This window comes from Brevibacterium sp. XM4083, assembly GCF_006489205.2.
GTDB lineage: Bacteria > Actinomycetota > Actinomycetes > Actinomycetales > Brevibacteriaceae > Brevibacterium.
Genome location: NZ_VFYR02000008.1, coordinates 1 through 11,169, shown reverse-complemented (window position 1 = coordinate 11,169; position 11,169 = coordinate 1). Strand labels below are relative to the sequence as shown.

14 protein-coding genes are annotated in these 11,169 nt (G+C 59.4%); 2 read left to right on the top strand and 12 right to left on the bottom strand.

Annotated elements, in window-relative coordinates; all coding sequences use genetic code 11:
* Positions 1–89: 89 nt before the first annotated feature.
* From FJ887_RS18625 to phnG, 10 genes are all read right to left on the bottom strand, one after another.
* On the bottom strand, positions 90–434 hold the full coding sequence (locus FJ887_RS18625) for a helix-turn-helix domain-containing protein (protein WP_350457232.1): 345 nt from the start codon (positions 432–434) through the stop codon (positions 90–92).
* 85 nt (positions 435–519) lie between these two features.
* A complete protein-coding gene (gene phnN, locus FJ887_RS18125; RefSeq protein ID WP_085603623.1) occupies positions 520–1,710 on the bottom strand; it encodes a phosphonate metabolism protein/1,5-bisphosphokinase (PRPP-forming) PhnN in 1,191 nt (396 codons plus the stop codon).
* A complete protein-coding gene (locus FJ887_RS18120; protein ID WP_085603626.1) occupies positions 1,707–2,879 on the bottom strand; it encodes an alpha-D-ribose 1-methylphosphonate 5-triphosphate diphosphatase in 1,173 nt (390 codons plus the stop codon). The genes phnN and FJ887_RS18120 overlap by 4 nt, the downstream gene beginning before the upstream one ends.
* Complete coding sequence (locus FJ887_RS18115; protein ID WP_172400034.1) at positions 2,876–3,589, bottom strand: DUF1045 domain-containing protein; 714 nt, start codon at positions 3,587–3,589, stop codon at positions 2,876–2,878. The genes FJ887_RS18120 and FJ887_RS18115 overlap by 4 nt, the downstream gene beginning before the upstream one ends.
* Positions 3,586–4,296 carry a phosphonate C-P lyase system protein PhnL gene (phnL, locus tag FJ887_RS18110; RefSeq protein ID WP_085603632.1) on the bottom strand — a complete coding sequence of 237 codons (711 nt, stop codon included), beginning with the start codon at positions 4,294–4,296 and terminating at the stop codon, positions 3,586–3,588. The genes FJ887_RS18115 and phnL overlap by 4 nt, the downstream gene beginning before the upstream one ends.
* 2 nt (positions 4,297–4,298) lie before the next feature.
* Positions 4,299–5,066, bottom strand: a complete 768-nt coding sequence (phnK, locus tag FJ887_RS18105) for a phosphonate C-P lyase system protein PhnK (RefSeq protein WP_250786300.1) — start codon at positions 5,064–5,066, stop codon at positions 4,299–4,301.
* Position 5,067: 1 nt separating this feature from the next.
* Positions 5,068–5,937: an alpha-D-ribose 1-methylphosphonate 5-phosphate C-P-lyase PhnJ gene (locus FJ887_RS18100; RefSeq protein WP_085603637.1), complete on the bottom strand. Its 870-nt coding sequence runs from the start codon at positions 5,935–5,937 to the stop codon at positions 5,068–5,070.
* On the bottom strand, positions 5,934–7,031 hold the full coding sequence (locus tag FJ887_RS18095) for a carbon-phosphorus lyase complex subunit (RefSeq protein WP_085603641.1): 1,098 nt from the start codon (positions 7,029–7,031) through the stop codon (positions 5,934–5,936). The genes FJ887_RS18100 and FJ887_RS18095 overlap by 4 nt, the downstream gene beginning before the upstream one ends.
* A 3-nt stretch (positions 7,032–7,034) precedes the next feature.
* Entirely contained in the window at positions 7,035–7,667 is a 633-nt protein-coding gene (gene phnH, locus FJ887_RS18090) for a phosphonate C-P lyase system protein PhnH (protein ID WP_085603644.1), read from the bottom strand.
* On the bottom strand, positions 7,667–8,134 hold the full coding sequence (gene phnG, locus FJ887_RS18085; RefSeq protein WP_085603647.1) for a phosphonate C-P lyase system protein PhnG: 468 nt from the start codon (positions 8,132–8,134) through the stop codon (positions 7,667–7,669). The genes phnH and phnG overlap by 1 nt, the downstream gene beginning before the upstream one ends.
* A 139-nt stretch (positions 8,135–8,273) precedes the next feature.
* Between phnG and phnF the strand changes: the two genes are divergently transcribed.
* Positions 8,274–9,023, top strand: coding sequence for a phosphonate metabolism transcriptional regulator PhnF (gene phnF, locus FJ887_RS18080; RefSeq protein ID WP_085603651.1), 750 nt, complete (start codon positions 8,274–8,276; stop codon positions 9,021–9,023).
* Between the two features lie 79 nt (positions 9,024–9,102).
* Positions 9,103–9,984 carry an endonuclease/exonuclease/phosphatase family protein gene (locus FJ887_RS18075; RefSeq protein WP_085603654.1) on the top strand — a complete coding sequence of 294 codons (882 nt, stop codon included), beginning with the start codon at positions 9,103–9,105 and terminating at the stop codon, positions 9,982–9,984.
* Positions 9,985–10,059: 75 nt separating this feature from the next.
* Here the strand turns inward: FJ887_RS18075 and FJ887_RS18070 are convergent, their stop codons facing one another.
* Together FJ887_RS18070 and FJ887_RS18065 are read right to left on the bottom strand one after the other, a co-directional pair.
* Positions 10,060–10,932, bottom strand: coding sequence for a MurR/RpiR family transcriptional regulator (locus FJ887_RS18070; RefSeq protein ID WP_082758367.1), 873 nt, complete (start codon positions 10,930–10,932; stop codon positions 10,060–10,062).
* Between the two features lie 95 nt (positions 10,933–11,027).
* A partial coding sequence (locus FJ887_RS18065) for a transposase (RefSeq protein WP_250786301.1) occupies positions 11,028–11,169 on the bottom strand: 142 nt, incomplete at its 5' end.

The window sequence follows — 11,169 nt, the reverse complement described above, 5'->3', positions numbered from 1 at the left end:
AGCGTCCGCGCTTGCGTTGCGACACCTCAGATCGCCGACCAGTCAAAGGCAGGTTGCGGTGTCGTGATCGCTATGCCAGTTCACCCTGTTCAGGCGAGTACCGTTCTCCGGTGACTTCTGCCACCGGCACGTTTTGCCGGGCGCGTAGCAATCTCCCCGTTACACCGCGCCGGGGCGCTTGATGCGGCCCCAGTCAACGACAGCGGGCATCGTGTCATCCAGGTCCCTTGCTCCTCGGTGTTGGATTCCGCGCGGTCGAAATAGGAGCTTGAAATCCATTTGGATGGCTGGGTCATCCGGTCGATGTAATCCTCGAGATGCCGAGCCCTGAACACCCATTTGCGTCCGGATTTCACCGCGGCAATCTCTCTTCGCTTGACTCGCTCGGTGAGTTGTCGTGAGCTCAACAGGAGGCGGTCGGCCGCCTTGTCCAGGGTCAGGAGACGGTCAGAATGGGGTTCATTCTGGTCTTACGCCTCGTTCATCCTGCTGACATTGCCGCAGCATCATTCCGTCCCGCTACCGCGCCTCATATTTCTCAAGAAATTGGATTGCGTTGAGCTCACGAAAGTCCCCGAGACGTTCACCGAGGGACTCGTGGTCCCAATCCCACCAGGCAAGAGCCTCAAGGCGTTCGGCGACCTCTGCGGGCTGTCGACAACGAATGACTTTGGCCGGCACCCCGGCCACAATCGCGTAAGCGGGAACATCCTTCGTCACAACCGCTCCCGCGGCGACAACTGCACCATTTCCCACGGTAACGCCCGGCTTAATCTGTGCGCCGTGGCCGATCCACGTGTCGTGCCCGATGCGCGTTCGCCGGGCCCGACGCATCTCGAACCACTCCGCGTCATCCGCCTGATCAGCCCAATACAGATTCGAGCGGTACAAGAAATGATGCAGGCTTGCCTTGTCGAGGGGGTGATCAACGGCACCCACCCGAACGAAGCTGGCGATGTTTGAGAATCTACCAATAGTCGCGTTCGCGAAATCGCCGAAACGGTCGCAGTAACTGTAGTCACCAAATTCTGTCGCAGAAAGACGAGTCCCCCTACCGATCTCGGTGTAGCGGCCGAGTGTGCTGTCCGTCATCGCAACCGGCTGATGCACCAACCCTGTCGGCGGTAGCTCGACGTTACCGCCCGCCCCCGAAGCTTCGTCGCACTTCGATATCCCGTGCTCGATTACACGAAGCAATCGCGAGCATCCTTCTTCAACAGTGCCGTTATTTGCCACCTCATAATCGACATCAACGTGCGGGGCCGGATCGGGACGTCCGAGTCGTTGCTGAATCTGCTTTAGGTTCTCCCGACCACGATTGAGCAGACGCGCAGCCTGCGTCTTCTCGCAAACCGAGATTCGAATGACCACCACGCGCGAGTAGCGCTTGCGCAGCATGTGAAGAACCGACCGCGACACATTCACGACCACGGACGCCCCTGAGCGGATGATGTCGTCAATCTCACGAGGAATTCCATACATCAGGTCGTGCGCCGACCACTCGAGGGCGAATTCCCCAGCCGCCGAGGCCCAAGCGAACTCAGCCTCAGACAGCGGGATATGTGATTCACCCGGCCCAGGCCCCCGTGTGATGTATCGACGCGGAAACACCAGGCCGGGCCGGCCCAGACTCTTCACTGCCGAAAGCAGGGCATCTTTGCCGACGCCGCTTGCACCCACAACCGCAAAAAACACGCCGTCGCCACTCATGCCACTCGCATCCCTTCACGGAAGACCGCGCGAACCACCGGCATACTCTGTTTCGCCGAAGACATGTCACGATCACCGACCTGAATTTCACGCACCCGGATGAGGTCAGCTCGCTTCCCGACCGCGATCTGGCCACGATCTTCCAGGCCAACCGCCTTCGCCGGATTGGTGCTCACCAGCTCGGTGCCCTCGGACAGCGTGATCGACCCTTCATCGACCAGTTGGAACACCGCCTGCAATGGGCTCGCAGGCACGTAGTCAGAGGAAAGGATGTGCAGCAGGCCGCGGTCCAGGAGTTCATGCGCGGCGACATTCCCCGACTGACTGCCGCCCCGCACGATATTTGGTGCCCCCATGACGACATACAAGCCGTTCTGTACCGCAGCTTCGGCCGCAGCGACGGATGTCGGGAACTCTGAAATACTCACGCCCAATTGCACAGCTTCGTCCACGTGTGCCGCCGTCGCGTCATCGTGGGTGGCAACCGCGATTCCCTGCTGCAGTGCCGACTGCGAAATCCGGTTGCGGTTGGCTTCGGTGTGGCGGTCGGCTTCGCGTAGGAGCTCCTCGATATAGGTCTCCACTTCGCTTTCTGGCACCATGCCCTTGCCGACGAAGTACTTTCGGAACTGATCCACGTCTTCGAATTGCCGCTGGCCCGGTGTGTGATCCATCAGCGACACCAACAGCACATTGGGTTCATCGACCAATTCAGCGAACACATCAAAGCAGTCCTCAGCCGATACTTCGCAACGAAGGTGCGCCGCATGGTCGGCCCGGAACGCCCCCGCTTCCCGCGCGCCACGGATCGCACCCATCAGCCGCCGCGCGGCGGCAGTAGTCGTTTCCCGCGCCCGCGGCTCAGAACCGAGCCGAACTGCATCCAGCACCGTCGTTGCGCCAGCGGCCGCCATCTGCGCATCGTGCGCGAGCACTGCGGACATGGGTTCCCACTCAACGCCCGGACGAGGGCGCATGTGATATTCCACGTGGTCCGTGTGCAATTCCACGACGCCCGGCAGCACGTAGTCGCCGTCGAGGTCCTCCCCGACGGTCACACTGCCGGTGCTGATGTCGGCGATCTTGCCGGCACGGATGAGGATATTTCCGTGCACGATCTCATCGCGAAGCACGACCTGCGCGTTCTTGAAAACAAGGTCGTTGGTCATTGTGTCCCTTTCAATGGGTGGAGTGAGTGAATCCGAAATGGGGCGCCCGGGGCTGGTTCCTCGACGAGCGACAGGTGATCGACCCGCATCTCAACATCCGTGAGCCGCCCCAGCAGCGCTTGGAGCCCCGATTCCACGACCGGTAACCGGGTAGCGGGCAGCTTGTTGGTGAGGGTGAAGTGCGGAGTGAATTCTTCGAGCACGTACGGATAGCCGTAGCGCTCCAAGTACTCGAGTTGTCGTGTGCTGAGCGCACTGAGCGTTCGACGTGCTCGTTCCGGCTCGGTGAGCGGGGCCCGAAAGGTATCCAGCTCGGTGACACATTCATTCGCGAGTTCGTGTAGGTCTGGCAATTCCTTCCCCGGCACGAGCGCAAGAAACCCCGCGATATTTTTCAGGCGCAACGATGGAATGTGGATGGGATCACAGCGAGCGGCGAGCCGTCGCGTCGCTTGTTCCAGATCGGCGGCCGAATATTCATCACGAAGATGGAAGGGCGCCTTGAGCGTGGCGTGAAATCCGTATCTTCGCGGTTCGGTGGTGATTCGGTCAATCTCCGCACGAGGCCAGTCCAGGAGACTCTGCTGTTCGACCGTTTCCGTCAGCAAACTTCGTCCCAGCCAACGGTCTACCAGGTCTCGAAGCTCAATCGCGACCGGGTCACCACCGCCGATCCCGGGGGTCAGGTAGATCGCGTACCGGGGTGTCACTGTACCCGTTCCAATGCCACGTAATCCTCCACGGGGATGAGCCGGTCAGCGACAATTTCGCGCACCTCGGGGTCGTGGAAGATACCGAGGATGGCAGTGCCGCGTTCAATTTTTTCGGCAATGAGGTCGATGACCACGCGGCTGTTCTTAGAATCCAGCGATGCAGTGGGCTCGTCAAGCAGCAGCAGTGGCAGATCCACGATGAACCCGCGGGCAATATTGACGCGCTGCTGCTCACCACCGGAGAAGGTGGCCGGTGGCAGGCTCCAGAGTCGCTCGGGTATACCCAAACGACTCAGCAGTTCGGCTGCGCGCGAAGTTGCCTCGACGTATTCGGTGCCGCGCTCAATGAGTGGTTCGGCCACGACGTCGAGTGCGGAGACCCGGGGCACACACCTTAAGAATTGACTCACGTATCCCATGACGTTTCGACGGGCCGCCAATATCGTTCGCGGGTCAGCGTTTGCGATATCGATATTGAACCCGCGAGCATGAAGTTCAATGTGCCCACTTGTGGCCAGGTAATTCCCAAACACCATTTTCAAAATGGTGCTCTTTCCCGCCCCAGAAGAACCGTCAAGCACGACACATTCGCCACCGTGCACCTCGAACTCGAGGCCGTTCAGAACGCTGATTTCCTTTCCGCTCTGCAGGTGCATCGTAAATGATTTATTGAGGTCAGAAACTCTAAGAACTGGCTGATTCATGCTTACCCCTGAAGAATTGACGATACGAGCAATTGTGTATATGGCGCCTGCGGGTCATCGAGCACACGGTCAGTAAGTCCGGATTCGATGACGCGTCCGTCTTTCATCACGAGAGTGCGGTGCGAAATCATTCGCGCCACTGCCAGGTCGTGAGTCACAATAATGACCGCCAAACCAAGATCACTCACCAGCGACCTGATGAGATCCAACAGCCGCGCCTGTACGGACACATCCAGCCCGCTCGTCGGTTCATCCATAAACACGAGCCGTGGTGACACGACAAGATTTCGGGCGATTTGCAGTCGCTGGCGCATCCCGCCAGAGAACGAGGTCGGGGGATCATCCACGCGGCTGCTCGGGATCTCCACCCGTTCGAGCCATTCCAGCGCTTTCTCGCGGATCTTCCCATAGTGACGCAGGCCATTTGCCATCAGCGGCTCACCAACGTTTCCACCGGCGCTCACCCGCATCCGCAGGCCGTCTTCAGAGTTCTGGTGCACAAAGCCCCACTCGGTTCGCCATAGGCGGCGAATCTCGCCTTCCGTCTGGCTGCTCAGGTCGAGCGGCGTGCCGTCCGTGGCCCAATAGCGAACCGTGCCCTCGGTGGGATTCAGGCGCTGCGAAATCGTTTTGAGGAGCGTGGATTTTCCAGAACCGGATTCACCAACGATTGCCAGTACCTCACCGGGCCAAAGATCAAACGTTACCTCTCGGCAGCCGTACCGGTCACCGTATCGGTGTCCAAGATTTGACACCTCGAGAATAGGCATATCATTCACTGACGCCTTCCCCTTCCTTACTGAGTTGGGCGAATTTATTGGCGCAGTAGTCACTGTCTGAGCACACATACAGCGCTCCGCCCTTATCGTCGGTAATAATTTGGTCGAGATATACCCCGGTTGAGCCACAAATCGCGCAGGGCTCTTCGAATGCCTGTGGCTCAAAGGGATAATCCTCGAAACCCAAGCTCTCCACATCCGTATATGGCGGGATGGCGTAAATTCGCTTTTCGCGACCGGCACCGTATAAGTGCAGCGCCGGACTCTGGTGAAGCTTGGGGTTATCAAAGCTCGGCGTGGGCGAAGGTGCCATAAGATATCGGCCGTTGACTATCACCGGATAGTCATAGGTTTTTGCGATGTGGCCGTATTTGGCGATGTCCTCATACAACTTCACATACATGAGCCCGTATTCGTTCAACGCATGCAGTTGTCGAGTTTCGGTTTCCCGAGGTTCTAGGAACCGCAGCGGCTCCGGAAGCGGCACTTGATACACCATGATCTGGCCCTCCTGCAGCGGAGTTTCCGGAATTCGGTGTCGAGTTTGAATCAGCGTGGCTTGCGTGGTGTCCGTTGTCGTCTCCACGGAAGACACCCGGTGGAAAAATTTCCGGATTGACACCGCGTTCGTGGTGTCGTCGCTGCCCTGGTCGATGACTTTGAGCACATCCGATTTTCCGATCAGGCTTGCTGTCAGCTGCACGCCACCGGTCCCCCAGCCTCGCGGCAGCGGTACTTCGCGAGAGGCAAAGGGCACTTGAAATCCAGGAATCGCAACTGCCTTGAGCATCACTCGACGAATCATTCGCTTGGTCTGCTCATCGATATAGCCAATGTTGTACTCAATTTTGGCCGAATTCATTGATCTACTTCCTGCTCGTCAGCGTGCTGTTCGCCGAACTCTTGTTGAAGCTTTCGAACAAGGTGCAGTTCAGCTTGGAAATCCACATAGTGCGGCAGCTTGAGGTGTTCAACGAACCCGGCCGCTTGCACACAGTCCGCGTGACTCAATACGAATTCCTCGTCCTGCGCGGGTGCATCCGACTGCTCGTCAAATTCATCAGCTCGAAGTGCCCGGTCGACCAGCGACATGGACATGGCCTTGCGCTCGGCACGACCGAACACCAATCCGTAGCCACGCGTGAACTGCGCCGGCTTATCGTGACTGCCCATGAACTGATTGACCATCTGGCATTCGGTGACCTCGATGCGCCCCAGCGGAACCGCGAATCCCAGCTCCGGGGCGTCGAATTCGACCATGACTTCCCCAACACGGATCTCCCCCGCGAACGGGTGCGTATTACCGAATCCCCGCTGCGTTGAATAGCCCAGCGCGAGCAAAAATCCCTCGTCGCCTCGTGCCAGTCCCTGCAGTCGCGCCGCGCGGGACATCGGGTATTCGGCGGGTTCGCGAGTGATGTCGGCCGGTTCCGGGTCACTCCAGGGTTCTTCGTGGTCGGGTTCCAGCAGTGCCGCCGAGCCGAGGATGTCAGTGATTCTGGGCTGGTCGACATGCGCAGTATCAGCGCCACCGTTTTCGATGCTGATGTCTGCCTCTGTCGGTTCGGTCAGCAGCCGGTGTGTGTAGTCGAACGTGGCACCGAGCTGCTGACCACCAGGAACGTCCTTAAACGTTGCCGAAATGCGCCGCTGCGGTGGCAGAGCAGACGTGTCAATCGGCTCGGAGTATCCAAATCTCGGCAAGGTCGTGCGATACGCCCGAACGAGCGTGATCGCCTCGACAACATCACCCTGACATTGAATAATGGCCCGGCCCGCGAGTTCACGGTCATAGAGGGAGCCCTCGTTCATGACTCGCGAGGTGAGTACCGGCAGCTGGCTGGCAATCGCATCCGCCTCGACCCGAGGTACTGCCGGATTGCCGCGACCTTCCTTGGCCAGGAGCGCATGCGCATTCGCGATTGCTTTCTCGCCGCCCTTAACAGCTACATACATTGGTTAGGCCTCCCGCTTGTGTTCTTGAATCGCCAGCGAAGTTGTTCGAGGCAGCGCCATGACACTGTGTTCATCAACAATGAGCAGGTCGACGCCTCGTGGGAAGAGCTGGTGATTTGCTGCCCAGTCCTCGAAGAATTCGGCATACGTTTCCGGCATGAGAAACTCAATCTCGCCATTAATGCCGGGGCCGGTGGCGCGACAATTGTGTGCGCCAGTCATCTCACGTGCATCGAGCACCAGGGTCGTTGACTCTTGGGGCGACAGGTCACTCCCGGTCCGCAACTCGTTGAGTGCAGGCATCGAATCAACGGTCGCGACCACAAAGTCAGCGTCGGCGAGCTCAGTGCAACGCTTGAGCCCGGTGTGGAAGAGCAGGTAGCCCATGGCCGACTCATCCTGTGCCAACACGGGATGGTGCCAGACCGCGGTATCGATATCGAACAGCGTGAGTTCCACGGCTGCCAGAGCCGAGCCCAGTGCGGCGGGGACGTCTTGTGGTCCCGTGATCGAGAATTTCCGCCCCGGGTACGAGAACGCGTTGAGAATCGCGCGAAACACCGCTTGTGAATCGCTCGATGGGTCCGAAAAGCCGGGCTGGGGAATGGTCGCCGCCTGAAACACTGCGTCACTCATCAGTTCTCCCTCGCAAACGTAAGAAAATCGACCTTGGTGCTTTGCGCATCCGCAAGTGCTGCTGCTTCGCGAAGTTCATGCGCATGCTGCAATGGGCGAATCACGGCCTGCTGCACCTTCTCGCGCAGCTGGGTGGTCGCGAGCATGCCGTCGAACACTGCGGAATACCAGGCGTGGTCGGGGTTGCTCCCCAACACGTAGGAGTGCCCGAATGCATCCTCATTCAGCGGCCCGCCGCTCAGGCGAACGGAGGCGCGCACCACGGTGGCCTCACCCAGGTTGAATCGGTCACCACCGGACCCAATTCGGCCGCGCACCATCACGATGCCAGATTCCGGGCCACGAATGCGTTCTACCTGGGGCTTCTCTTCCCAGGCTTCCCACGCAGCGCTCAGTTCCGACACCTCCGCGAGCGCAAGAACCGCCATCCACTGCTGCCGTTCAGCGATTGCGTCCGTCGAACTCATCGCACCAATCCTTCCAAGTCATCTATTCATCTAGACAACTCGACCGTAATCGAGACCGCGCGATTCATCTAGTAAACTAGACAAATACCAGTGAAACTTAGGGTGAACAATTGCCCCTGCAGCCCCAAAGAGAGACCACGTGACAAAAACCACGCCTCGAGCCACAAGCGGTTACTCAACCTGGCGACTCATTGCCGACGAGGTGCGCAGTGAAATCATTGACGGCTACCTGCAAACGGGCGCAAAGCTGCCCACCGAAGCCGAACTTGCCGAGCGCTTTCAGGTGCACCGCAACACCGTGCGCCAAGCAGTCGCCGCCCTCGTTTCTGAAGGACTGGTGGAGCGACGCCAGGGAAGCGGCACCTACGTGCTTCCTCACACCCTCCTGCTACACCGCATAGGCCTTCGCACCCGGTTGAGTGAAAGCGCACGGGATACAACAACGACATTCAATCGGCCACTCTCCGCGGAACTCGTGACCGACACCCCCGCCGAAGCGCACGATCGGCTGCAATTACAAGGACGCCCCGCACTCAAAATCGAAACGATTGGCCACACTGACGGCTCGGCCGTTGCTCGATCAACGGCCTGGTTCAACGCCGACCTGACCCCGGAGCTTGACGACCACTTACGCCACACGCGGTCAATCACCAAGGCCCTGCAAGCAATCGGCATCGATGACTATGTCCGCACCTGGAGCGCTGTCAGCGCTCGAACCGCAACCACCGAAGAAGCGCAAGACCTCAACATCCCAGCCGGCTCAATCGTGCTGGTGGTTCGCTCACTGAACTCCCTCACCGACGGCCGGCCACTGCAGTATTCAAACACCCGCTTCCGCGCCGACCAGGTCGAACTCGACATTGATTTCGACGCCTTCCCCAAGCGCTGACGACTCGACGGGAAAAATTAGTTCCGCAAGTTAACTCTTTTTTGGAACCTTGTTCACTTTGGCGGCATAGCTTTACCGCATGAACAAAAAAATGAACCTACGGGTACTGACACTGAACATTTGGCTCGCCCCCCGCGATCAGCAAAAGCGCGACGCGCTCCTACTTAAAGGCCTCGAAGAGCACGACGCCGACATTGTCTTCCTGCAGGAAGTCGTCCGCACCCCGGAGCGCGATGCCTTCCAGCTCGTAAAGGAAAACTCGAGCCTCCACTGGCACCACGCATCCGACTTCGCTCGCCACGCATCCGACTTCGCTGACTTCGAGTGGCCCGCCTGGGGAACCGCCGTTGGTACGCGCTGGGAACCCAAGAGCATTACCACCCACAAGCTTCCCGCAGCCGACGGACCCTATGTATGGGAAGCCGTGCTGTCACTGCCCATCGGCGTGGACATGCTCTTCCTCGGCCCGCGCCCGAGCTTCAATTTCACCGACGAGGCCGCTCGTGTGGAGCAGGCGCTGTTCGTCACTGAACTTGAAGAAAAGCGCCGTCAAGAGGCCCCCACGATTATTGCGGGCGACTTTGACGCCGCTCCCGACCAGGACTGCATGCGGTTCTACACCGGCAAATCAGCCATCAACGGCCGCAGCGCCGCCTTCCGCGACACCTGGGCAATTGCCGGAGACGGTGGCCCCGGCTACACCTGGACCACCGATAGCCCGTGGGTCGCCCGAAGCGTGACCGACGGTCAGGGAATTGTTCCGAACTACGTGGTGCAGGAACCCCACCACCGCCGCATCGATTATGTACTCGCCGGCTCGACGGTAAACCACCTCACGGTCGAGAGTGTCATCAACTCGAGCAAGGTTGTGTTCAACGAGTATCCGACGGCAAGCGACCACTACGGAGTCCTCGCCGAGATTGAACTGAACGCGCTGGACAAGCCGACGGCCTGGGCATAATTCGAACCAAAAGCTACGGCCCGGGTCCTCTCTCCTCCAGGAGGGCCCGGGCCGTGTTGTTGAACTATCAAATGATCAGTCGCGGAACATTTCCTCAGCCTGCGCAGCCCGCGCCGCTCCCTTGAGGGTGCGCTCGGGGTTTTCGGCGGTGATCGCAGAATAGAGTGCATCCAGCACCGCGAGATGCACAAACCGGCTCATCATGGCCTCGATTTGAAACCGCGTCTCACCTGATCCGGCAACGAGTGCCACGGTGGATGCGGCCACCAGCGGGGAGCGATAGAAGCTGGTCACCGAAACGACCGCCGCCCCTGACTCTCGCGCCGATTCCGCGGCCGCGACCGTTGCTTTGGTGCGGCCGGTGTGGCTGATTGCCAGGCAAGCGTCGCCCGGGCCCAGCATCGAGGATGCGATATGTTGCGATACCGGATCTCCCGGATGATTCACCTCGAGCCCCACGCTGCGGAAACGGAGGGCAGTATCAAGGGCAATTGGCGAGGACTGGCCACTAGCCACCAGAAGAATCCGATCTGCCTTATCAAGCACGGACACCGCACGTTGAAATTCGTTCGGATCAATACTTGCTTCGCCTTCCGAAATAGCGCGTGCCGTCGATTGAAATACTTCAGACACGATTGACCCGGACGTTTCCGTATGGCTGACACCGGATTCTTCGCCAACTGGAATTTCAGAGGCCAACTGCAATTTGAATTCTTGATACCCCTTGAGGCCCAGATCTTGGCAGAACCGGACCACGCTCCCCACGGAGCTGCGCGACACCCTCGCGAGTTCACTCACCGTCATGTGCAATACACCGGCAGGGTTCGTCAACACAACGTTGGCCACGGCCGCTTGCGTTTGCGACATGGATGGGCGAAGTGCTCGTATTCGCGCCGTCAGAGTCCCACGATCCTGATACTGCGTTTCCAGGGTTCCGTTGCTCACCATTACTACTTCCGAACGTCCATGAACCGGGAACGCCGTTTATGGGCATTCCCGGCTCAATATCACTTAACTGGCTCTTCGGACATCCGGTGGGGGGGTCATGGGGTGAGTCCGCCGGCGGTGAGGAGCATGCGGAGGCGGTAGTTCTCGCGGTTGCGATAGCCGCGGGCGAGGCGGCGGTGGAGCTCGATGATCCCGTTGATCGCCTCGGTGCCGCCGTTGTTCGCGCGGCTCGTGGTG

What these genes read in the sequence shown, in the direction of transcription:
- FJ887_RS18075 (WP_085603654.1), top strand. Translation starts at nt 9,103, where the DNA reads ATGAACAAAAAAATGAACCTACGGGTACTGACACTGAACATTTGGCTC.
- phnN (WP_085603623.1), bottom strand. Translation starts at nt 1,710, where the DNA reads ATGAGTGGCGACGGCGTGTTTTTTGCGGTTGTGGGTGCAAGCGGCGTC.
- FJ887_RS18100 (WP_085603637.1), bottom strand. Translation starts at nt 5,937, where the DNA reads ATGAATTCGGCCAAAATTGAGTACAACATTGGCTATATCGATGAGCAG.
- phnG (WP_085603647.1), bottom strand. Translation starts at nt 8,134, where the DNA reads ATGAGTTCGACGGACGCAATCGCTGAACGGCAGCAGTGGATGGCGGTT.
- phnK (WP_250786300.1), bottom strand. Translation starts at nt 5,066, where the DNA reads ATGCCTATTCTCGAGGTGTCAAATCTTGGACACCGATACGGTGACCGG.
- FJ887_RS18120 (WP_085603626.1), bottom strand. Translation starts at nt 2,879, where the DNA reads ATGACCAACGACCTTGTTTTCAAGAACGCGCAGGTCGTGCTTCGCGAT.
- phnL (WP_085603632.1), bottom strand. Translation starts at nt 4,296, where the DNA reads ATGAATCAGCCAGTTCTTAGAGTTTCTGACCTCAATAAATCATTTACG.
- phnH (WP_085603644.1), bottom strand. Translation starts at nt 7,667, where the DNA reads ATGAGTGACGCAGTGTTTCAGGCGGCGACCATTCCCCAGCCCGGCTTT.
- FJ887_RS18095 (WP_085603641.1), bottom strand. Translation starts at nt 7,031, where the DNA reads ATGTATGTAGCTGTTAAGGGCGGCGAGAAAGCAATCGCGAATGCGCAT.
- FJ887_RS18070 (WP_082758367.1), bottom strand. Translation starts at nt 10,932, where the DNA reads ATGGTGAGCAACGGAACCCTGGAAACGCAGTATCAGGATCGTGGGACT.